This window comes from Denitrovibrio acetiphilus DSM 12809 (genome assembly GCF_000025725.1).
Taxonomy (GTDB): domain Bacteria; phylum Chrysiogenota; class Deferribacteres; order Deferribacterales; family Geovibrionaceae; genus Denitrovibrio; species Denitrovibrio acetiphilus.
Genome location: NC_013943.1, coordinates 1,697,083 through 1,719,297, shown reverse-complemented (window position 1 = coordinate 1,719,297; position 22,215 = coordinate 1,697,083). Strand labels below are relative to the sequence as shown.

At 44.1% G+C, this 22,215-nt stretch carries 22 protein-coding genes and 1 riboswitch; of the genes, 9 read left to right on the top strand and 13 right to left on the bottom strand.

Annotation, left to right across the window (positions count from 1 at the left end; translation table 11 throughout):
• Positions 1-21 precede the first annotated feature (21 nt).
• The 3 genes from istB to DACET_RS08230 are packed head-to-tail and all read right to left on the bottom strand — an operon-like array spanning position 22 to position 2,292.
• A complete protein-coding gene (istB, locus tag DACET_RS08235; protein WP_013009614.1) occupies positions 22-768 on the bottom strand; it encodes an IS21-like element helper ATPase IstB in 747 nt (248 codons plus the stop codon).
• On the bottom strand, positions 752-1,303 hold the full coding sequence (locus tag DACET_RS15560; RefSeq protein ID WP_148214165.1) for a Mu transposase domain-containing protein: 552 nt from the start codon (positions 1,301-1,303) through the stop codon (positions 752-754). Before DACET_RS15560 ends, istB begins: the two co-directional genes overlap by 17 nt.
• On the bottom strand, positions 1,240-2,292 hold the full coding sequence (locus tag DACET_RS08230; protein ID WP_052293520.1) for a DDE-type integrase/transposase/recombinase: 1,053 nt from the start codon (positions 2,290-2,292) through the stop codon (positions 1,240-1,242). Before DACET_RS08230 ends, DACET_RS15560 begins: the two co-directional genes overlap by 64 nt.
• A gap of 125 nt (positions 2,293-2,417) precedes the next feature.
• Between DACET_RS08230 and DACET_RS08225 the strand changes: the two genes are divergently transcribed.
• Entirely contained in the window at positions 2,418-2,714 is a 297-nt protein-coding gene (locus DACET_RS08225) for a hypothetical protein (protein ID WP_013010919.1), read from the top strand.
• A gap of 8 nt (positions 2,715-2,722) precedes the next feature.
• Positions 2,723-2,854 (top strand): hypothetical protein, encoded by a 132-nt coding sequence (locus DACET_RS16665; protein WP_283804953.1) that lies wholly within the window; start codon positions 2,723-2,725, stop codon positions 2,852-2,854.
• Between the two features lie 32 nt (positions 2,855-2,886).
• Here the strand turns inward: DACET_RS16665 and modC are convergent, their stop codons facing one another.
• The 4 genes from modC to DACET_RS08205 all read right to left on the bottom strand — a co-directional run bounded on the left by modC (position 2,887) and on the right by DACET_RS08205 (position 7,206).
• A complete protein-coding gene (gene modC, locus DACET_RS08220; protein WP_013010918.1) occupies positions 2,887-3,969 on the bottom strand; it encodes a molybdenum ABC transporter ATP-binding protein in 1,083 nt (360 codons plus the stop codon).
• Positions 3,962-4,663: a molybdate ABC transporter permease subunit gene (gene modB / locus DACET_RS08215; RefSeq protein ID WP_013010917.1), complete on the bottom strand. Its 702-nt coding sequence runs from the start codon at positions 4,661-4,663 to the stop codon at positions 3,962-3,964. Before modB ends, modC begins: the two co-directional genes overlap by 8 nt.
• Positions 4,664-5,422: a molybdate ABC transporter substrate-binding protein gene (gene modA, locus DACET_RS08210; RefSeq protein ID WP_013010916.1), complete on the bottom strand. Its 759-nt coding sequence runs from the start codon at positions 5,420-5,422 to the stop codon at positions 4,664-4,666.
• A 146-nt stretch (positions 5,423-5,568) separates the two neighbouring features.
• Positions 5,569-7,206 (bottom strand): fatty acid--CoA ligase, encoded by a 1,638-nt coding sequence (locus tag DACET_RS08205; RefSeq protein WP_013010915.1) that lies wholly within the window; start codon positions 7,204-7,206, stop codon positions 5,569-5,571.
• A 173-nt stretch (positions 7,207-7,379) separates the two neighbouring features.
• On the opposite strand from DACET_RS08205, the gene DACET_RS08200 reads away from it, so the two are divergent.
• The 3 genes from DACET_RS08200 to metE all read left to right on the top strand — a co-directional run bounded on the left by DACET_RS08200 (position 7,380) and on the right by metE (position 10,701).
• Entirely contained in the window at positions 7,380-7,835 is a 456-nt protein-coding gene (locus DACET_RS08200) for a DUF3124 domain-containing protein (RefSeq protein ID WP_013010914.1), read from the top strand.
• Between the two features lie 90 nt (positions 7,836-7,925).
• Positions 7,926-8,087, top strand: coding sequence for a hypothetical protein (locus tag DACET_RS16295; RefSeq protein WP_169304209.1), 162 nt, complete (start codon positions 7,926-7,928; stop codon positions 8,085-8,087).
• A 105-nt stretch (positions 8,088-8,192) separates the two neighbouring features.
• A riboswitch (adenosylcobalamin (AdoCbl) riboswitch) is annotated at positions 8,193-8,337 on the top strand.
• Positions 8,338-8,433: 96 nt separating this feature from the next.
• Entirely contained in the window at positions 8,434-10,701 is a 2,268-nt protein-coding gene (gene metE / locus DACET_RS08195; protein WP_013010913.1) for a 5-methyltetrahydropteroyltriglutamate--homocysteine S-methyltransferase, read from the top strand.
• Positions 10,702-10,757: 56 nt separating this feature from the next.
• On the opposite strand, the gene DACET_RS08190 is transcribed toward metE, so the two are convergent.
• The 6 genes from DACET_RS08190 to DACET_RS08165 all read right to left on the bottom strand — a co-directional run bounded on the left by DACET_RS08190 (position 10,758) and on the right by DACET_RS08165 (position 18,134).
• Positions 10,758-11,657: a DMT family transporter gene (locus DACET_RS08190; RefSeq protein ID WP_013010912.1), complete on the bottom strand. Its 900-nt coding sequence runs from the start codon at positions 11,655-11,657 to the stop codon at positions 10,758-10,760.
• A 51-nt stretch (positions 11,658-11,708) separates the two neighbouring features.
• On the bottom strand, positions 11,709-13,694 hold the full coding sequence (locus DACET_RS08185; RefSeq protein WP_013010911.1) for a methyl-accepting chemotaxis protein: 1,986 nt from the start codon (positions 13,692-13,694) through the stop codon (positions 11,709-11,711).
• A gap of 127 nt (positions 13,695-13,821) precedes the next feature.
• The gene (gene pstB / locus DACET_RS08180; RefSeq protein WP_013010910.1) at positions 13,822-14,586 is read right to left on the bottom strand and encodes a phosphate ABC transporter ATP-binding protein PstB; all 765 of its coding nucleotides are present in this window, start codon (positions 14,584-14,586) and stop codon (positions 13,822-13,824) included.
• 37 nt (positions 14,587-14,623) lie between these two features.
• On the bottom strand, positions 14,624-15,787 hold the full coding sequence (gene pstA, locus DACET_RS08175; protein ID WP_013010909.1) for a phosphate ABC transporter permease PstA: 1,164 nt from the start codon (positions 15,785-15,787) through the stop codon (positions 14,624-14,626).
• 18 nt (positions 15,788-15,805) lie between these two features.
• On the bottom strand, positions 15,806-17,047 hold the full coding sequence (gene pstC / locus DACET_RS08170) for a phosphate ABC transporter permease subunit PstC (RefSeq protein ID WP_013010908.1): 1,242 nt from the start codon (positions 17,045-17,047) through the stop codon (positions 15,806-15,808).
• A 70-nt stretch (positions 17,048-17,117) separates the two neighbouring features.
• The gene (locus DACET_RS08165) at positions 17,118-18,134 is read right to left on the bottom strand and encodes a PstS family phosphate ABC transporter substrate-binding protein (protein WP_013010907.1); all 1,017 of its coding nucleotides are present in this window, start codon (positions 18,132-18,134) and stop codon (positions 17,118-17,120) included.
• 264 nt (positions 18,135-18,398) lie between these two features.
• Here DACET_RS08165 and DACET_RS16290 point away from each other — a divergent pair, with 264 nt between their 5' ends.
• From DACET_RS16290 to DACET_RS08150, 4 genes are all read left to right on the top strand, one after another.
• Positions 18,399-18,560, top strand: a complete 162-nt coding sequence (locus DACET_RS16290) for a hypothetical protein (protein ID WP_169304208.1) — start codon at positions 18,399-18,401, stop codon at positions 18,558-18,560.
• Between the two features lie 178 nt (positions 18,561-18,738).
• The gene (locus DACET_RS08160; RefSeq protein ID WP_013010906.1) at positions 18,739-19,365 is read left to right on the top strand and encodes a hypothetical protein; all 627 of its coding nucleotides are present in this window, start codon (positions 18,739-18,741) and stop codon (positions 19,363-19,365) included.
• Between the two features lie 188 nt (positions 19,366-19,553).
• A complete protein-coding gene (locus DACET_RS08155) occupies positions 19,554-20,555 on the top strand; it encodes a lipid A deacylase LpxR family protein (RefSeq protein WP_013010905.1) in 1,002 nt (333 codons plus the stop codon).
• A 221-nt stretch (positions 20,556-20,776) separates the two neighbouring features.
• Positions 20,777-22,195 (top strand): aldehyde dehydrogenase family protein, encoded by a 1,419-nt coding sequence (locus tag DACET_RS08150; protein WP_013010904.1) that lies wholly within the window; start codon positions 20,777-20,779, stop codon positions 22,193-22,195.
• Positions 22,196-22,215: the final 20 nt, after the last annotated feature.

Below are 22,215 nucleotides of genomic sequence, written 5' to 3'. Positions count from 1 at the left end.
TTGTTTACGTCATCTTCCTTTTTAAATCAACTTTTTTCTGGATTTAATTTTTCTATAGCTCTCACCCTCAATGACAACTCTGTATGCATTATGCACCAACCTGTCGAGTGCCGAGTTTGCGAGAATCGGGTCATGGAATAGTTCCAGCCATTCATCCGTATCCCTGTTGCTTGTGATCACAGTAGATGCTCTCCCGTACCTTTCCACAACAATCTCATAGAAGTCAGTAGACTGTTGTTCATTCAATGCCTTCAGTCCGAAGTCATCTATAATAAGCATATCGGGAGTAATAAATCCAAGCAGAGCCTTCTCATAGGAGTAGTCAGCTCTGGACTGCTGCAGTCTTTTAAAAAGTTTCTCTGCTCTGACCATCAGGACTTTTTTACCTCTTCGCACAGCAGCGTGGGCCAATGCATTTGCCAGATATGTTTTACCAACACCGACAGGTCCGCACAGCATCACGTTATCTTTTTCCTCAATAAAATTCAGACCGAACAGTCCTTTGATCATTTCTCTGTCTACCTGCACCGGAGCGTCGAAGTCATATCTCTCCAGTGTCTCAAAGGGGTTAATACCAGCTTTTTTCATTTGATTATCCACCTGGTTATGAAGACGCCTGTCCACTTCATCCTGCATTACCAACTCAAGAAACTCTGCATATGTCAGGTGCTGCTGTTTGGCATAAGCCATCCGTTCCGGTAAAGTAGCCAGTATTCCCGACAGCCTTAGTTTTTTTACTGTCTGTTTCAGTTCATTTGATAGTGTCATCGTGACCTCCTTCGTAGAAATAGTTTTTATTGCGTGTAAATTTAGCGGGTTTCAGCACTTTACAGGAAGATTTTTCTACCTCATTATTCTGCATAGAGAGCTCAATTATATTTACTACTCTGTACACATTGATGAGGTCGAAGCTTACTGCCCGCTGACATGCCTGCTCCATACGACCATGACCATATTTATCAGCATCCCGGATGAGTTTCTGAGCCTGCCTTAGATTCTGCCATGGGAAGTCACCGGATAGCAGACGCTCCATAAATTCTCCGCAGTAGAAACCTACTTCTTTAGCCTTATAAATATGATATTCACAGCTCTTCATGGTGTATCCACGTTTCTCTTCAGGATAGTCACTGGTGTCTGTTGAGCGTTTACCTTTTTTCATACGACTATGCACCTTTATCTGCTGCTCTTTGTGGTAAATGCGAACCAGCTTGCTGTCCAGCCTTACAGAAACCTCTTTGCCTATGTATACAGTGGGGACAGAATAAAGAGCGCTTTGAATACGGATATGATGGTCTGGATGCACTTTGCAGGTTCCCCAGAAAGGTACATCGTAACGCTCCTGTTCCAGAGGGAGCAGATTCGCCTGCTCTTCCATATCAAATACAATGCGGGGATGCTTTTTAGTTGTGCCATGTATACGCATGCCGGAGACAGTTCTGCACCAGGCATCTGCTGCTTCCTGTGCATGGGAAAGGCTCCTGAATGTCTCTCCTTTAAAGAAGTTATCTCTGACATATGATACATTTCTTTCAACTTTAGGCTTGTCTTTCGGAGCACTGCCCTTGCAGGGTCTATGATAAATCCACGGTAACAAGCATACTCATAAAAGTAGCGGTTGAACTGCGCATCATAACGGTCTGCCTTATCTATGGCTGTCTTCATGTTGTCGACAATCACTTTCGCAGGAACACCGCCGAAGAATTCCCAGGCTGATTCCAGACCGGTGATTACTTCCTGGAATTTCATGCTATGGCAAAGGTGAACATACTGATAGCGGCTGTAAGGCAAAGTCACTATCAATGCATGGACCACACGCCTTCTGTCTGTCTCAGGGTCATATAAAAGCCCCAGACGACCGAAATCAACCTCTGCGTATTCGCCTGGAGCAGTTTCAGGCATGCGGACTGTGTTGTGCTTAAAGAAACCAAGATCTTCATGAAGGTAGCGGCGCAGTGTGTCATAGCTTACAGAAACACCATGACGCTTAAGAAGAGAATGAATCTTGGTCATAGTGAGGCGCTCTTCACTCAGCCAGTGTTCCAGTTTCTCTTTGTATGGAATAAGAACTTTACGGCACTCACTGACTGGGCGAGAACCGTCTCCGTATACTTTGCGGTAGACACCGTATGCGATCTCCTCCAGTGGTGGCTCACTGTCACTTTCGAAACCCAAAGTGACAGCCAGTTCTATGTATTTCCTGATGGTGTTTCTAGACATCTTGCGAGCCTTGGCGATCGTCTTAAAGCCGTCGCCATGCTTTCTGCGTCGTAGAATATCCAGGATGTCGTGCATGTGGTACTCCTTTCGCATTCAATTTCTCCATAGTTATTTTCTATGGAGGCATTATACAAAGGAGAGATTTTTACAAAACTTTTTACAAAAGCTGACACCACAGAGGGGTCAATTGAATTGCAAATATGGGGGGTCAATTCAGCTGCAAATATTTGCCGCCAGGGGGGTCAATTGAACTGCAAAATCACAAAAAAGTTCAAGATATCAAAAACGTTTTAGAACTTGAAGAGAATACAGGTCTTTATGAACTAATAATGCCATCTGATGAGAATATCGACGGGCTGGTCAACACACTTACTAAAAACGGATATGAGAAGCCTAAAACGAATGAAGAGATAAATGATGTTCAGTGGGGAGTTATAGTGCGTCTTGGTAATACCATTGGAATAGAGGATGAGGAAGTTCTGGCAAGCCAGACTTAGAAGAAGGCATGTCAGAGGAGTCATTTTATCGTCGTGAGCTCGGATTCTACATGCTTCAGACCAGCACAAATTTTAACAATGATTATGTCAAAACTGCGGATACGGACTATACCACCGAATCATTTTCTTACGGTGGATAAATATCGCTGAGGAATGATTTAAAGAAGCTTTACTACTGTCTAATAGTTGCTGTGCTCTGGCGTGACATAGCTATGGTTTTGACTATGATATATACTGGCGTTCCGGCTGAAAGGGCTAGTTCGTTAACGGCTTCCTGAGTTACAGTCGCGTATATTGTTACACCTATATCTATTTTAACGCTCATTGCACCGTCCGGAGTAACTGATATTTCCTGAATTGTTCCCTTTATTATGTTTCTGGAGCTCAGTCCTGTGGGTTTTTGAACGCTTAGAGTTACATCTTCTGAGTGGAGTGTTACACGGAGTTTTGTCCCTTTTTTATATTGCGATGTAGGGATGAGCAGTTTTTTATTTTCAAGCCTGATTATGCTGGAAGTTTCGTGTGCACCCACTGCTTCTGCTCTCAGCACTGTTACTCTGCCTGTCAGCCCGAGGGTAGACATGTTCTCCGGCTTTGAGACAACATCCTCTACACTGCCTGAATCGACGCAGTTTCCATCATCCATCAGAACAACATTATCCCCCAGTGCAAGGAGTTCGTCGAGACTGTGTGTAACGTATACAACAGGCATATGAAATTTTTCAACCATGCGTCCTATAAATGGGATCAGTTCCTGCTTTCTCGCTGTGTCCAGAGCTGATAGCGGCTCATCCATAAGCATGAAATCAGGTGAAGAGAGAAGTGCCCGTCCGATAGCGACACGCTGCTTTTCTCCACCGGAGAGCTTGTGCGGGCGCCTTTCGAGCAGTTCAGAAATGCCGAGCAGGTCTATAATCTGTGTGAACTCTTCCGTTGATGTGCTTTCGTTACGCAGTCCATACCGGAGGTTCGATTTCACTGTCATGTGAGGGAATAGTCTGCCGTCCTGAAAGATGTATCCGGCATGTCTTTTCGGGGTAGGGATGTTGATCCGCTGATAGCTGTCAAAGAGAAGTTTGCTCCCTACTGATATTCTGCCTTCATCAGGGGTCTGGAGACCTGCAATCATATTTATAATGCTGGTCTTGCCTGAGCCCGATTTTCCGAAGAGTGTTGTAACCATCCCGCTGTCGCATACAAAAGAAGCGTCCAGAGTGAATCCGATGTGTTTCTTGATTGCTCTGAACTCAAGCATTGTCACCTCTCAGTCTGCTTGCCGCGCGTCTGCTGAAAAATTCGGAAGCTGCTATGGCGATCAGTGCAAGGAGGATTGATATGATGCAGAGTTTCATTGCTTCATATTCTGTTCCGGGGGTTTGGGTGAGGTTAAATAGTGCCAGAGGCAGAGTGCTGGTTTCTCCTGGTATGTTAGACACAAAAGTTATCGTTGCGCCAAATTCGCCGAGAGACCTTGCAAATGCAAGCACTGTTCCGGTTATTACTCCGGGGACAGATAGAGGAAGGGTGATCGTGAAAAACACACGTAAACGCCCTGCACCAAGTGTTCTTGATGCTTCCTCCAGCCCTTTGTCAACGGATTCTATAGACAACCTTACACTTCTGACCAGAAGCGGAAAGGCCATAACTGCGGAAGCCAGCACAGCACCTCTCCATGAGAAGGCTATGCCGGTTCCGAATATACTTGTAAGGAGTTTCCCTCCCGGACCGTTGTCATTAAAAACTATAAGCAATATATAGCCTGTAACTACTGGAGGGATAACCAGGGGTATGTGAACTAGCCCGTCTAGAAGAAGTTTTCCCGGGAAGCTTTTTCTGGCGAGGAGGTAAGCGATCCCTATACCGGGTATGAGTCCTGCTGCGACAGCCCATAAGGATATCTTCAGGCTCAGGTAAAGTGCTTCAGTTTCAAAACTGGTCAGTTCAAACATTTATTTTACTGCTTTAAATCCATATTTTTCGAAAATCTTAGCAGACTTTTCTGTTTTAAGGTAGTTATAAAAACTCATTACTGTGTCATTTGCTTTCCCCGCAACGACAGCTACAGGATATCTTATGGCTCCGTGAAGTTCTTCGTCAAAGAGACCGACAATTTTCACTTGTTTAGACCTTGCTGCATCGCTGGAATAAACTATACCCAGAGGTACAGCATTCTTTTCAACAGTGGCGAGAGCAACACGTACGTTCTGCATTCTTGCAACTGTACCGGAAACTTCTTCCCATACACCGAGACTTTCCATAGCTTTTTGGGCATAAATACCGGCGGGCACGTGTGCAGGGTCGCCTATTGCTATTCTGCCTGATGTTGTGAGCAGTTTTACTGCTGTGTCGTTATCCAGTGTCTCACTGGCTTTGATCTCAGATTTTGATGGTGCAATGAGTGCAAGCCTGTTTGCAAGGAGAGGTGCAACAGTGGTTTTGTCGACTTTTCCTTTTCCCTCAAGCCATGTCATCCATTTGACATTGGCAGAGATGAATATGTCAGCAGGAGCACTGTTGTCTATCTGTTTTGCGAGTGTGCCGGAAGATGCGTATGAACTTGTAACTTCGTTTCCGGTTTCAGCTTCGTAGTTGGCTATGATCTCGTTTACAGCGTTTGTAGTGGACGCGGCAGCATAAATAGTCAGTTTTTCCGCATTGGCTGTCATGAAAGCTGTAGTACACATTATGAGCAGTAATAGTTTCCTCATTAATATTCCTCCGAATTCGTTATGTTTTGTTATATATAACGCAACAGGGCTTAGTGTCAAGCGTTATATAGTATAAGGTATAACGGCGTGCCGGTAATTACTGCTGTATACTGAACACTTGCTCGAAATGTATCAAAAGAAGCCTGTCAGGTGTATTTGAGGCGAAGGAGCTTTTTATCAATTTTGCCAACACTGGTTTTATCTATGGATTCTATAATGCGTACTTTTACGAGCATTCCTTCTCTGCCCAGTACGCCTTTTTTGATGTAGTCTTTTGCGTGGTTCAGTAGCTCTTTTTCTGTAACTATTTTTTCAGGCTTAAGGACTATCAGAGCAAGGGGACGCTCCCCCCATTTATTGTCCTGAACACCTATAACAGCAACTTCAGCAACATCTGAATGGTGGTTGAAGATGTCTTCAAGCTCAAGGGATGATACCCATTCGCCGCCTATTTTGATAACATCTTTCGCCCTGTCTGTTATTCGCAGATAGCCGTCAGGTGTACCGAATGCCACGTCACCTGTGTGCATGTACCCGCCTCGCCATAGGTTTTCAGAGCTTTTTACATCTTTGAAATATCCCTGTGTCAGCCATGGGGCACGGACAACTATTTCTCCTGTGGATTCACCGTCCCAGGGGAGAAAATTCATGTCTTCATCAGCGATTTGTATATCAACAAAGCTCATAGGGGTGCCTGTGTAAGTTCTGATTTCAGCCTGCTTTTCATTGTCCAGCTCAAGCATGTCTTCGGTGAGGTGAGCAAGACTTAATACGGGGCATGTTTCGCTGAGCCCGTATCCGCCGAAGATGTCTATCCCTTTTTCAATTGCTCTGAGACACAGTGTTTTTGAAAGGGCAGCTCCGCCGATGATAACTTTCCATTTGCTCAGGTCACTTTTTTCTGCCAGCGGCGAGCTGAGAAGCATGTGTAGTATTGTAGGCACGCAGTGAGAAAAAGTTACTTTTTCGCTTATAATCAATTTTAAAAGTGTGTCTGGAGCGTATCTGCCCGGGTAGACCTGCTTTACCCCTGTGTATGTTGCAACATACGGGAATCCCCATGCGTGCACATGAAACATGGGGGTGATAGGCATATAAACATCATCACGGCGGAAAGTTCCGTGTGTGTTTATGCTGCCGAATGTGGAAGATAGAGCGAGTGTATGCATAACAAGCTGTCTGTGGCTGAAATAAACCCCTTTGGGCATACCAGTTGTGCCTGTAGTGTAAAATGTTGTTGCTCTTGTGTTTTCGTCAAAGTCAGGAAAGTCGTATGTGTCGGGTTTGTCTGCGATAAGAGATTCATACTCTCCGGCGAACCCGAGGTTTGTTTCAGGTATTTTTTCAGTTTCGCATAATAGATAGTAATCTTTAACAGTGGCGATACGTCCTTTGACAGACTCTATCAGGCTGACAAGATCCTCATGAACAAATATAATATCATCCTCAGCATGGTCAATAGTGAAGAATATCTGTTCCGGTGAAAGCCTGATATTTACAGTATGAAGCACCGCTCCTATCATCGGAACAGCAAAGTAGAATTCCAGATATCTTGTGCTGTCATAGTCCATTACGGCAACAGTGTCCCCCTGTTTAACGCCTATATCTGTCAGAGCATTAGCCAGCTTGCATACGCGCTTATAAAGGTCGGCATACGTGTATCTCATTTCACCGCGATAGGTAATTTCGTTTTTGCTGTTTCGCACCAGCGGTGTTTGTATAAGGTTTTTGATTAGCATTGGAAAAGGATATGCAGAAGGTGTCTGCGAAATGAGGTTGTCCATAATATGTGACTCCTGAAAACGAACTTAATGCACCAGTATGCTACTGCCTGAGTTGATGTTTATCAATAAAAAATAATCCTGTGAACCTATCTTTTTTTACATTCTCTATACATTTAATATCTCTATTGAGGGCAGGTTAGGAATCGTATATAATACAACATGATGGAGAAAATATGAAAAAAATTTCGTTTACAGTTATAATAGCTCTGCTGCTTGTACAGTTTGCATTTGCTCAGGTGTCTAAGCATAAAAAACAGACGGTCTATGTCCCCGCTTATTCTCATATATATGTCGGTCCGAAAGTGTCACCTTTCGAACTTTCCGTTACTCTCAGCATACGCAATACTAACGCCGCAGAACCCATCAGCGTATCTGTTGCGGATTACTACAACAGCGACGGAAAGCTTATCAAACAATTCATTGATAAAACAATTATCCTGAAGCCTTTTGCTACTGTCAGCTACAAAGTCAGCGAGTATGACAAAACCGGCGGTTCAGGTGCAAATTTCCTTGTTAAATGGCACGCCGATAAGGAAGTCCACCCCCCCGTTATTGAATCTGTAATGATAGGAACCAGATCGTCACAGGGGATATCTTTCACATCAAGAGGCGTTGTTATAGAAGACTAATCTTTCAGATATAGTTATTCTGTATCATTGCTGAAGCTGTATCTCCATTATAAGAAGCATACTCTGTGCTTATAGTGGTTTTATGCTTGTATGAATGAGCTAATCACAGCTTTAGAGCTTATAAGTCATTGCGAGAAATGTAATGACGAAGCAATCTCAGGATTAACTAACGAATTCAGAGACTGCCACAGCCCTGCTGGCTTCGCAGTGACGTACTTTGCATATGCTCTGGCAGTTACAACGAAGTTGTAACTGCGTGTGTTGAGCACGTGCGAAGCAATAGAACCACGGGTTTACCCGTGGGAGTCTAGACGGACTGGTTTTTAGCTTGCCATAATAGAATATTTGTTCTACTTTAGTTTACATTTTAGCGCACAGGAAACGGAAGATGGTGAAAATCCATCACGGACGCGCCACTGTAACTGACACATAGAGGTCAGAAGTCAGGAGACGTCCTGCTGCGTATGAGCACGACTGTCTCGCGACTAGACGGACTGGTGTTAATAGAACTGTGCTTTCGTATGGCGCAGTTAACCTTATTATCTACCCAAACTGCGAGTTGTCGTTGCTCCTTTCACTATTTAAAAAGGAGTAACAAATGCAAACACACATCTTAGGTTTCCCCCGTATCGGGAAGAACAGGGAGCTCAAAAAAGCCCTTGAACTCTATTGGAAAAAGGAAATCACTCTTCAGAACCTTCAGCAGACCGGATCGGAACTCAGAAAACAGCATTGGAAAATTCAGAAAGACTCAGGTTTGTCATATGTGACAACCGGAGATTTTTCATTCTATGACCATGTTCTTGATGTTTCAATGATGATTGGTGCTGTGCCCGAACGCTTCAAAATATCCGCCGGCGAATCTGACCTTGATGTATATTTCAAAATGGCAAGAGGAGATGCTTTTTCTCAGGTTTCTGCTATGGAAATGACTAAATGGTTTGATACAAATTATCACTATATTGTTCCGGAGTTGTCAGATTCGACAGTTTTGAAATTTTCAGGGAGAGATATTATTGATCAGACATGTGAGGCTGTTGATGCAGGATATGACGCTAAGCCCGTTTTACTTGGTCCTGTCACTTATCTTTCACTGAGCAAATCTGTTGACGGGTTTGACAAGTGGCTTCTCGCTGATAAACTTGGTGATATTTATGTGCAGGTTATAGCAGAGCTAAGCAGTATGTGCCGCTGGGTTCAGGTAGATGAACCTATTCTCTGTGCAGATATGGAGCTGGAAGCAGCGGAGGCTTTTAAGAAAATTTATAAAAAATTAAACAGTTCACCGGACAGCGGATCAATTCTACTTACCACATATTTTGATAACCTTGATGATAATGCTGACCTTGCGCTTAATTCAGGATGCACAGGGCTACATATTGACCTGATACGGGGTGGGGGTGCTGCGGAGCACATAGTGAATAATCTTCCTGATTTTATGACTTTGTCCGTAGGTGTTGTGGATGGACGGAATATCTGGACAACAGACCTTGTCAAAGCCCGAAAACAGCTTGAAAACATAAAAGAGAAAGTGCCCCATGAAAGGCTTATGATAGGCTCAAGCTGTTCTCTGCTGCATTCCCCTGTGGATATAACATCAGAAGCTGGAATAGATTCAGAGCTGAAAACATGGATGTCCTTTGCTGTGCAGAAGTGCAGAGAGACAGCACTGCTGGGGGCGGTTATGTCGGGCGGTGAATACAGCAGAGAGATCGAACATAATCAGGAGATAATTCGCAGCAGAAACGAGAGCAGCAAGGTTCACAGTGCAAAAGTTAAAGAACTTACTGAATGTATCGACAGCAGCATGCTTAAACGTAAAAGCCCATATAGCAAAAGGAAGAAAGAGCAGGGCTGGCTTAACCTTCCGCTCTTCCCTACCACTACAATAGGTTCGTTTCCGCAGACTGATGAGATAAGAAATCAGCGCAGAAAATTCAGAAACGGCGAAGTGTTCATAGAGGATTATGATTTCTTTATCAGAAACGAGATAAAAAAGATCATAAGAAAGCAGGAAGAGCTGAATCTTGACGTGCTTGTACATGGTGAACCCGAAAGAAACGATATGGTCGAATATTTCGGGCAGAAGATGCACGGCTTCTGCTTCACACAGAACGGATGGGTGCAGAGTTACGGCAGCCGTTGTGTTAAGCCTCCTGTAATCTATGGGGATGTCTTCCGCAGGGGGGATATGACAGTAGACTGGATAACCTATGCGCAGTCACTCACAGGGAAGCCGGTTAAGGGGATGCTGACAGGACCTGTTACAATACTTTGCTGGAGCTTTGTCAGGGATGATATAGAAAAAGCTGAAGTTTGCAGGCAGATAGCTCTTGCTGTCAGAGAAGAAGTTATGAGTCTGGAAAAAGCCGGAATCAATATTATTCAGATAGATGAAGCAGCATTCAGCGAAGGTATGCCTGTTAAGCATAAGGATAGAAATGGATACTTCAGGTGGGCAACAGACGCCTTCAGGCTTGCTTCTTCTGGTGTGCAGGATAAAACCCAGATACACACACATATGTGCTACAGCGAGTTTAATGAGATTATAGAGGCTATTGCAGACATGGATGCCGATGTTATAAGCATTGAGTCAAGCAGGAGCGGAATGGTTCTTCTGGATGCTTTTAATGACTTTGAATATCCAAGAGATATCGGTCCAGGGGTATATGATATCCACAGTCCGCGAGTCCCATCAGTAGAAGAGATCAAAGGACTTATAAGCAGTGCTCTTGAGAAAATACCTGCGGAAAGGTTATGGATCAACCCTGATTGCGGATTAAAAACCAGAGAATGGCGTGAGGTTATGGAATCATTGCATAACATGGTTCAGGCTGTTAAAGAGATCAGAAGACAATATCAATAATTTAATAGGTGCCCGGTTGTTCTTTCACGGAAGTGATGATCGGGCACTAATGTTCTTTAACGGTGTAGTTTTTTTACAGAGTAACGCATTGCTGTTCCGGCTTCCGCCACGAGTATGGCAATGACAATCAATGCAGCGCCGAAATACTGTCTGCTGTTTAAAATTTCGCCCCCTATGAAGAAGCTGAAAAAAGCGGAGGATATCGGCTCCAGAGTAAACATGATTGCTGCTTTTGTGGGAGTTGTGTGCTTCTGCATTGCTGTTTGTACGAAAAAGCAGAAAACAGTTGCTATCAGCCCTGTGAAGAGAATTGTATACAGCATATACGGGTCAAGCGCAGCGGAATAGTTCTGCTCCTCGAAAAGCCATGAGTAGACCCCCGCAAGAACTGTCGCTGTCAGTATCTGTACAGTTGTAAGCAGGACTACATGATGCCGTCTTGAATATACGTCAATGAGTATAATGTAAAGTCCCAGAAAAAGAGCGTTTATAATACCGAAAATCTGTCCGGTAGAAAGCCCTATGCTGGATTCGAGAGTGACCATCATCATTCCGGCTGCGGAGAGCAGAACACCAAGAACAGAAAACATGTGCGGGTATTTTTTAAGTATGAGTGCGGAGAAAACGGGTACGAAAAGCACATAAAGACCTGTAAGAAATCCAACCTCAGTAGCTGTTGCAAGTTTGAGAGCCAGAGTCTGAAAGAGAAAAACGATAAATAGCACAGAGCCGAGTATAATACCGTCTTTCAGCAGTTTTCTGTTGATCTTCTTCATCAGAGGGAGTGTAATGATGAACAGGAAAACAGATGCCACCATAAAGCGCAGGAAGAGATAAGTTATGGGTTCGAAAGTGTCCACACCTTTCTTAATGATAATGAATGTGCTTCCCCATATGAGAGATATGAGAATGATAGATGCGTCAGCGGTGTACTCGAGCAGTTTTCCGTTTTTCAAGATCGTTTCCTTATCTATTGTTGGACAGGAAACGACTTTATCCCAAACCTATCAACTGTTCAAGCGGAATTTCCCGACAGCCTCCTGAAGCCCTTTGGCAAGTTCATTCAGCATTTCAGCCTGCTGTCTGTTACTTGCTGCTATTTCTGCGTTATTCTGAGAGAATCCGGCGATGGTTGAGGAATCCTCAGATATTTTACGGCTGGATTCGTTCTGTTGTTTTATTGCAACAGACACAGACTCAACTTTTTCCGCAGCTTCGATAACACCGGTAACTATCCCCTCGAGGCTGTGCTGGAGTTCTTCGGCGAGCACTTCGCCCTCTTTGGCAAGTGTTGCGCCCGTTTGCATATCTTTAACGGATTTATTGACATTTCCGCTTATGCCGACAGTCATCTCATTTATTTCCGCTGTGGCTATAACAGTTCTTTCGGCAAGCTTACGCACTTCGTCTGCAACTACAGCGAAGCCCCGACCGTGTTCGCCAGCTCTTGCCGCTTCTATGGCAGCGTTTAGAGCAAGGAGGTTTGTCTGGTCTGCAATGTCTGATATGACCTTGACTATTTCTATTATCTGATTGGATGAATCACCGAGGCTGTTTATTGTTCCCGATGTGTTTATAACTGTGTCTGCAAGATTTCTTATCCCCTTTACAGTGTTGCGGAGGACTGTGTGTCCTACCTGGGCACTGTTGCGTATTGTGTTGATTTCAGTACTGATCTCATGAATATTTCCGGAGACTTCGTCAAAGGAGGAGAGAATCTCCTGTATGGAACGCTCCACACTAGTTGTTCTCTCTGACTGAGCTTTGATTGCCTCTGAAAGCTGTATTCCTGATTCTGAGAGGTTGGATGAATGCTCTTTTACATTTGCAGCAGAGTGCTTAACGTTGCTCAGAGTGTCGTGTATGTGATCCGTCATGCTGTTAAGATATCTGCCTATGTTTCCTATTTCGTCATGGTGAATAAGTCTGCATTGTGCCGTCAGGTCTCCCTCTGATATTTTTTCGATGTACTCACCGAGGTGTTTGATAGGGGCTACTATCGTTCTGTTAAAAAGCGTATTTACCAGAAGTGAAGCTATCACGATAACAAAAAGACCTATAAGGAAAGGGCGCATGATTATGTCCCTTTTCATACTGCCCAAAAATTCATCTATCTGAGCACCGCCTACGAGTACCGCGTCCATCTGTTTGATATAGGCGAATCCGGCGAGTTTCTTGATTCCGTCCCATCTGTATTTAATTGTTCCTGTCTTTTCTTTGAGGATTTCCCGAATAAAGTTTTTATCTGCAAGGCTGGTTCCGATAAGTTCTTTGTCAGGGTGGATAAGGAGTTTTCCTGACTGATCTATAAGGTAGTAGTAACCTGTTTGGGCTATTTTTTTGTTTTGAACAAAATCTTCAAAGCTGCTTTTCGCGTATTTATCAATAAAGTCTGAGCTGGCTGATGTTTCACTTTCCGGTATTGCAGCGCAAATTATCAGCTTAAAACGTTCGCTGGGTTTACATGAAACTATTGCAGAGCCTCTTCTTTGAAATGGTATCGTTAATGTTATGTTTTCTTCGGTTGCCAGCTTTTTCAGAAGATTGTCTGAGCCTTTTGCAAATTTCTTGTCAGGCATGACAGACATTGTGCCGTCAGGTTCCAGAGCAAAAGCAAACCCTGATTTGCCCACTGTTTTTTTATCTATGATATCCATCACACGGAATTGTATCGCCATCTCACCTTCACCGGAGATCATATATGCTGATGCCACCCGTTCTGATGTGTCAATCATTGCATCGATTTCATTCGTGAGCAGTCTGTTTATGTCGTTGGATATATATTTATTCAGCTCTTTTGAGACCATATCAAAGCTATTCAGTTTATCATTTATAGATTCTGCTTCAGAAACAAGAAGCGCTTCAACCTGTTTGGAAAAGTGATGTTCAGCTATCTTGATAACAAAAACGACAGTAATAGCCATGCTTATAATGATGAATGTTATAAAAAGTATAAGGGCTTTGGTCTTGATCTGCATATCTTTGATATTCATTTACCACCGCACACTGGAATATTATTTTATACAGATGATATGTGCGTGATGTCAGATATTTGTAAGATTGTTTTTAAATGTTTGTAGAGAAAAAAAGGCGGCATAACAGCCGCCACCTGTAGGTATTTTAACCGAAACGTCCGGTAATATAATCTTCTGTCTTTTTGACAGTGGGGTTTGTAAAAATAGTACTTGTGTCGCCAACTTCTATGAGCTCCCCCATATAAAAGAAAGCTGTAAAATCTGACACTCTGGCAGCCTGCTGCATATTATGCGTAACTATTATAACAGTGAGCCTCTCTTTAAGCTCGTAAATGAGTTCCTCTATCTTTTGTGTTGCTATGGGGTCAAGGGCTGATGCCGGCTCATCCATAAGCAGAACTTCCGGCTCCATAGCGAGTGCCCTTGCTATGCAGAGTCTCTGCTGCTGTCCGCCGGAAAGAGCTGTCGCCTGAGACTTGAGCCTGTCTTTAACCTCTTCCCAAAGTCCAGCTTTTATGAGAGAACCTTCAACCAGATCATCCATCTCGCTTCCTTTGGAAACTAGACCGTGTATCCTGGGTGCATAGGCTATGTTTTCATATATTGTCTTCGGAAAGGGGTTGGGCTTCTGGAAAACCATACCGACCCTTCTTCTCAGCTCAACGACATCCAGCTTCGGGTCATGGATCTCCTGCTGATCAAGATAAATTCCTCCTTCTACTCTGATGTCTTTTATCAAGTCGTTCATCCTGTTAAAAGACCTCAGGTAAGTTGACTTACCGCAGCCGGAAGGGCCGATGAGGGCTGTCACATGCTTTTCAGGGAAGACAAGGTTTATGTCCTTCAAGGCATGAAAGCTCCCGTAGTAGAAGTTCAGGTTTTCAGATTTCATCTTAATGTTTTTTTCCATTATATCTCTACTCCATAGAGGCTGAATATTCTTTTCATTACCATTTACGCTCAAATCGATTTCTTATCCACACAGCACATGCGTTAAGCACCAGAAGCACTGACAGCAGAACCATAATGCCGAGAGCTGTTCTTTCAGTATACGCCCGCAGTGATGTTCCTGACCATGTATAAATCTGCGCCGGAAGAACTGTCGCAGCTTCTGTTATACCGCCCGGAGCTTCCGGAATGTATGCGAGCATACCTATTATCAGAAGCGGTGCTGTCTCGCCCATCGCCTGTGCAAGCCCGATGATAGAGCCTGTCAGTATGCCGGGCAGAGAGAGCGGAAGCACATGGTGCCAGACTACCTGCCAGCCGGAAGCACCCACCCCCTGTGCACCCTGACGGATGTTGTCGGGAACAGAGCGGAGAGCGGCTCTTGTGCTTATGATTATCACAGGCAGTGTCATAAGTGCGAGAGTAAGACCCCCTGCAAGTGCAGAAGATCTGGGTACTCCAAAAAAGTTTATAAAAATAGCCAGACCAAGTAAACCAAAAATAATAGACGGAATGGCTGCAAGGTTATTGATGTTAACCTCTATAGTTCTGGTGAACCAGTTGTCTGGTGCGAATTCCTCAAGATAGATAGCTGTCATGACTCCCACAGGAACAGAGAAGAGCATGGTAAGCAGCAGAACATAGACAGACCCTATCACAGCAGAAAATATACCCGCTATCTCAGGAAGCTTAGAGTCCCCGTTAGTGAAGAAGCCTGTGTTGAAGGACATCCTGACATCTCCATTAGCTTTCAGGCTTTCCACAAATGCTTTCTGGTCAGGTTTTAGTCTGTTTACCTTATCTTTCATATACTGGTCAACTTCCGCTGTTGCTATTATCCAGCGTTTGACAGTTGTGTTCATAAGCTCCGGATTAGCCTTGATCTCCAACGGAATAAGCCTTAGAAAGCCGCGGCTTATGAGTCTTTGATAATCTTTGGGAACAGCGAGATGTGTGAATTTGCTTGTTTCAGCGTTATATGTCACATCAACTTGTATTTCTGTCTGCTGAAAAGCTGAGTAGCCTGTTCTCGTTATGTCAGCCAGAAAGAAGACGAGGAACGATGTTGCAAGTATTATGGCAAACATAGCCAAAAAGCGGAAAAGCTTTTCCTGTCTGTATCTTCGTTTAATGAGTCTTAGTCTTCTTTTTTCTTTATCCATGTTTATTCACACCGTTAATTAATCGTATTGTTTGCGGAATTTTCTGATGATCACACTCGAAATTATATTAAGGAAGAGTGTCACTATCAGCAGAACAAAGCCAAGCCCGAATGCCGAAAGAGTCTCAAGACTGTCAAAAGCCTGATCTCCGGTAAGCGCATCAACTATCCGTACTGTAACTGTTGTCATACCCTCCAGAGGGTTCCATGTCAGGTTTGGACGAAGCCCAGCCGCCATCACAACAATCATTGTTTCGCCTATTGCTCTGGAAAGAGCCAGCAGAACAGCGGAAATTATCCCGGGCAGCGCTGCTGGAAGCATGACGTGTTTCATCGTCTCCGACCTTGTTGTTCCCAGTGCAAGTGAGCCTTCACGAAGGTTCTGCGGGATAGCGTTTATCACGTCGTCAGAAAGAGAGGAGACAAAAGGTATTATCATAATCCCCATTACTAGCCCAGGTGTGAGTGCGTTGGTGTAGTCAGCATTCAGACCGAGCGCTTCGGCTGATTTTACAACCAGCGGGCTGACGGTTATTGCAGCAAAGAAACCGTAAACAACTGTGGGAATACCTGCAAGTATCTCAAGGATAGGCTTTGCTGTGCCCCTGACTTTAGGGGTGGCGTACTCACTCATATATATAGCTGAGAGAAGCCCGACCGGAACAGCCACAGACAAAGCTATGAATGTTATCATGAAAGTACCGGCAAAGATGGGCACAGAGCCGAACTCCGGTTTAGCAGCGGAAGCGCCGTCTCTGCCTGCTCCCTCAAGGAATGCAGTGTCAGGGCTCCATTTAGTACCGGTGATGAAGTCGAAGAAGTTTACATGTGAGAAAAATTTCATCGACTCAAACAGGATAGATATGACTATACCTATTGTTGTTATTATTGAAACAAGCGATGCCAGTATGAGGAAAAGCTTGATTGTATTCTCTATAAAGTTTCGTGCACGGAGGTTTTCCTCTATGGTACGCAGAGCAAACCACAGACCGCCGGCAGCGATAAGAAGTATCGTAACAATGTGCATACTAACTGGCACAGCAAATATGCGTGATGAGCCGAGGATGCTGAAAAGGAGAGATACCGCCATAGATGGAAGTGCCATCCATATAACAGTATACCAGCCGTAATGACCTGGTCTGGAGTGAAATCTTTGACCGATTTTCATTTCACCTGTTCGTGCTTTTTTTCTGCCTAGATAAAATGCCATATAGCATAAAGGCAGAACACCGATCACAAAATATAAAAGAACTTTAAGCATTTAACACTCCGGTTGATAAGGAAAAACCGACCTGTATTGAATACAGGTCGGCAGGTTGTTAGTGTGTCAATTAATGTGCAAGGTCAGCTTTTGTGAGGTTCTGGCGTTTTGACCATCTGGCTCTCACAGCGTCTCTGTCTGCATCAGGGAGCGGGATAAGACCTATAGTCTTAAGGAGACCGTTTGTGCCTATCATCTGCTCTGAGAGGAACATATCTACGAATTTTTCAAGACCCGGAACTTTGTCGAGGTGAGCAAGTTTTACGTAGAAGAAAAGAGATCTGGAAACCGGGTATTTACCGCTGGAGATGTTCGCAGGAACAGGGTCTACACCGTCAACGGAAGCACCTTTGATTCTGTCTGCGTTTTCTTCAAGGAAAGAGTAACCGAAGATCCCGAAAGCGTCTTTATCTTTAGAGAGTTTCTGAACAATAAGGTTGTCGTTTTCACCTGCGGGGACATATATCCCGTCCTGACGGATTTTGCCGTAACCTTTGTTACCATATTCAGCCATTTTCTTTGTAACTTTTTCCATAACCAGCTCTTCGAAAGCGTCTCTTGTCCCGGATGATGTAGGGGGGCCGTAAACAAGAATTGGTTTAGCAGGGAGAGCAGGGTTTATTTCATTCCATTTTTTGTATGGGTTTGCTACCAGCTTGCCGTTAACAGGAACCTCAGCAGCAACAGCAAGTGTAAGGTCTTTTCTTGTAAAGTTGATGTCGGGGTTGGTTTTGTTGAATGCAATAGCGATACCATCATAACCGATAACGATTTCTGTGATGTTCTTAACGCCTGCAGCCATGTTTTTGTCGAATTCAGAAGTTTTCATTCTTCTTGAAGAGTTTGTTATGTCGGGTGTGTTCATGTCTACTCCTGCTGAGAAGAGTTTATGACCACCGCCTGAACCTGTTGATTCGATGATTGGGGTAGGGTTGCCTGTTGTAGCTCCAAATTCTTCAGCTACATAAGAGGCAAAAGGGTAAACTGTACTGGAACCTACGATCCGGATCTGGTCTCTTGCGTGAGCTGCTACTGTTGACATTGTCATGAAAGCAGCAACAAGTGCGAGTGTGAGAAACTTTTTCATTTACATATCCTCCTGAAAGGGTTTTGATTTCTTGTCCGCTAAAAAAGGTTTACTCTATTTTTGTAAAATACTTGTCAAATCGATGTCAGAGTTTGATAAAACCTGAAACAATCCGTAAAACTCTCAGTTTATTATATGTTTATGTTTGAGAAATGTTCAGAGGATGTCGGCCGGTATCAGACATAATTTTAACAACTCTGTCCGCTGGAAGTCGAGGTTGGTGTTTATGCGGCCGAAGACAGAACACCACGCATTTATGCTTGTATGAATGAGCTAATCACAGCTATAGAGCTTATAAGTCATTGTGAGGAATGTCACGACGAAGCAATCTCAGGATTAACTAACGAGCCCGGAGACTGCCACAGTCCTGCGGGCTTCGCAGTGACGTATTTTACATATGCTTTAGCTGTGACAACGAAGTTGTAAATTCGCGTGTTAAGCACGTGCGAAGCAATAGAACCACGGGTTTACACGTAGGGACCTATTGCAGGATATTATTGTTATTATTACCAATTGCTATAGTGTTCGGTTGAAAATATCTTTTATTAACATAGATTAATAATAAGAAGGTTTTGGTATGATTAAACCTTAAGGAGAAACAGATATGAAAAAAATAGTATTTTACAGCTTTATGCTGATGTTTATATTCGGCTGTGCCACGACTTATAAAGGGTCTGTAACAGGCTATGGAGGACAGGGTACGTATGGGGACATGACATACGATTTTATCATTACAGATAATATCAGAACTGATCTGGAGGCAATGGGGTATGTTGCATCCATGGAAAATCAGCTTAAGTGTATCAATTGGATAAGAAACAGTAAATCATCTGAATACGTGATTGCTCTGGCATTTGGTGTCACAGGGGCAGAGAAGAGCGACGAACCGAAAGCCCGTGTTGGCGGCGGGATAGGATTTTTTGGCGGGAGCATGGGGTCAGGAATCTCTCTGGGAACATTTCTGGGATCCTCATCGGGTTCTTCCGGAGGGAAAGAGTACGTTAAGTTTCTGGATGTAAAACTTTTTGAAAAAGACAGGACAGATTCAACACCTTTATGGCAGGGGAAGATTGTCAGCACTGACGAAAATATGACTTTGGCTGAGGTAATGCCTGTGCTGATAAAATATGCAGTAGAGAATTTCGGCAGAAGTACGGATGGAAGCCGAGAGTTCACATTTGATGCAACTGATGAGGAAATCAGAGCTTTAGAGGAATGCTCAACTGATTGATTTTTCAGGTTTCAGTCAATTAAAAAAAAAGAAGTTAATACTGTAACTCTGATAAGGACTGCACATTACAATCAAAATTTGATATAATCACCAAGTGGCTGCTCTTATGGTGTAGCCACTTTCTATGTAGATATTTTAAATCATTTTTCTACACGGCAGGTTAGTATTGCTGTGTTAGTGAGGACTGGATGAAAATACTGTCAAAGTTGCTGGTTATGATGTTCATATGTGCAGTGCTGTTGATTTTGCCTGTCAGTGCTGTTGCCGGAGAGAATGTTGAAAATGGTACTCTCAGTCTGGTTTATGAAAATGACATATTTCACAGTGATAAATATTATACGAACGGCGTTCGTGCTTCATGGCTTTCAGAACCGGATAAAATATCCTTACTGGCTCTTCGTGCTGCGGGATATGTTCCTTTCTTCCCTGCCGGTTCGTCTGTGCGTACAACATATTCTTTTGGACAGAACATGTATACCCCCACAGATATAAAAATAGAAAATCCGCCCAAGAATGACCGTCCGTATGCCGGCTGGCTTTACGGTTCCGTAGGGCTTATTGCTGAAACAGGTAAGAGGCTCGACCAGCTTGAGCTTACTGTCGGTGTTGTTGGTCCGGCGTCTCTGGCTGAGCAGACACAAAAGACAGTGCACAGGATGATAGATTCCCCCAGACCGGAAGGGTGGGATCATCAGCTTAAGAATGAACCCGGGTTTGTTTTAACTTACCAAAGGAGCTGGAGAAGCTATGTATCAAAGTCAATGCTTGGTGTTCCTTACGACATAACTCCCCATGCGGGCGTTGCCCTTGGTAATGTATTTACCTATGCCAGCACAGGCTTTGTTATACGCTACGGCATGAGGCTCCCGCAGGATTATGGTCCTCCTCGTATCCAGCCGAACCTGCCGGGATCAGGTTTTTTTGTCCCACAGGAAAAATTCGGATGGTACCTGTTTGCAGGGTTAGAGGGGAGAGCGGTTTTAAGAAATATTTTTCTAGATGGGAATACCTTTGCAGACAGCCGCAGTGTCGACAAAGAACCTTTTGTAGCTGATTTTCAGTACGGACTTGCAGTTACAAAAGGTAATTATCGTTTCAGCTATACTAATGTACTACGCTCAAAAGAATTTGCTGATCAGGACAGCACAAGCCATGACTTCGGTGCTCTGAGCGTGTCGGTTCAGTTCTGAAAATTACGGTTTGGTTCGCATGGAGCGTACCGCATCAATTTGCTCCGGAAGCTTCCAACACAAGGGATATGAGCTTAATGGATGAGCAAATTAGTAAGCAGATGTTCATTACACACGTTAAAAAGATGTTCACTGTTTATAGTGTAATGGTGTAAAGTAGAAAGGCAGTATATGTGACATATCTGCATTAACAGGAAACTATATACTCAGGGAGGCTTTAGATGAAGAAACTGTTTATCGACGGCGCATGGGTCGATACGGGAAAGACTATCGAAGTTTTAAGCCCTTTTGACGGGTCTGTTGTGGACACCATCTGCGAGGCTGGAATTGAAGAGACAGAAAAAGCAATAGATGCTGCCTTCAGAGCGAAAGCTGTCATGAAGAAGCTTACAGCTGCTGAACGCGGAAAAATACTGGACAACATGTGTGCTCTGATAGAACGTGATCAGGAAGAGATCGCCCGGATTATAACCGCTGAAGCGGGGAAGGGGCTGATGTTCTCCAGAGGGGAAGCAGGCAGAACAGGCGAGAATTTCAAATTCGCTGCGGACGAAGCACGCAGACTGGGCGGTGAACTTGTTCCATATGATGCGTCTGGCAGCGGAGCGAATAGATTCGGATACTTTAAACGATACCCTATCGGTGTTGTGGGGGCTATCACCCCTTTTAATTTCCCTCTGAACCTGGTAGCGCATAAAGTAGGACCTGCAATAGCCGCGGGCAACTCTATAATACTGAAACCTGCATCGAGCACACCGCTCACCGCTGTGAAGGTTGTTGAGCTTCTCCTTGAGGCGGGACTTCCGAAAGAGGGGATAAACCTTGTCGTTGGTGCCGGTTCTGTTGTGGGGAATGCGATGGTTGAATCTGACAAAATTAATATGCTGACATTTACCGGTTCACCGGGTGTGGGGCTAAGCATTAAAGCGAAAGCAGGAATCAAAAAAGTTACACTTGAGCTTGGCTCTAATTCCGCTGCGATAATACACGAAGATTCTGACATAAAATATGCTGTACCAAAATGTGTCGTAGGTGCTTTTGCCAACTCCGGTCAGGTTTGCATCTCCATACAGCGCATATACATTCATGAGAACAGATATGATGAGTTCCGTGACATGTTTGTTGATGCTGTGAAAGCAAGCACATTTGGCGACCCTAACAGCGAGAAAACACTCGTAGGACCTATGATTGATGAGAAAGAAGCGATTAGAGCCGAGGGGTGGATAAAAGAAGCAGTGGCGGATGGTGCAGTGCTTGCCGCAGGCGGCAGCAGAACAGGAACAATGCTTGAGCCGACTGTACTTGAAAATACTAACGAGAAAATGACTGTTGTGCGGGAAGAGGTTTTTGCCCCTATCGTGTGCATCATGAAATATAAAACTCTTGATGAAGTTATCGAGCGTGTTAATGATTCCCAGTTCGGACTTCAGGCGGGGATATTCACTAATAATATCCAGAACGCTTTTCAGGCTATAGATGAGCTGGAGGTTGGCGGTGTTATGGTGAATGATATGCCCACCTTCCGTGTTGACCAGATGCCTTACGGCGGACTGAAGCTCTCCGGCACAGGGCGTGAGGGTCCGAAGTTTGCAGTGGAAGAGATGACAGAGCTTAAAACTGTCATGTTTAACCTTAACTGATATTTTCACAGGGGGGCTGT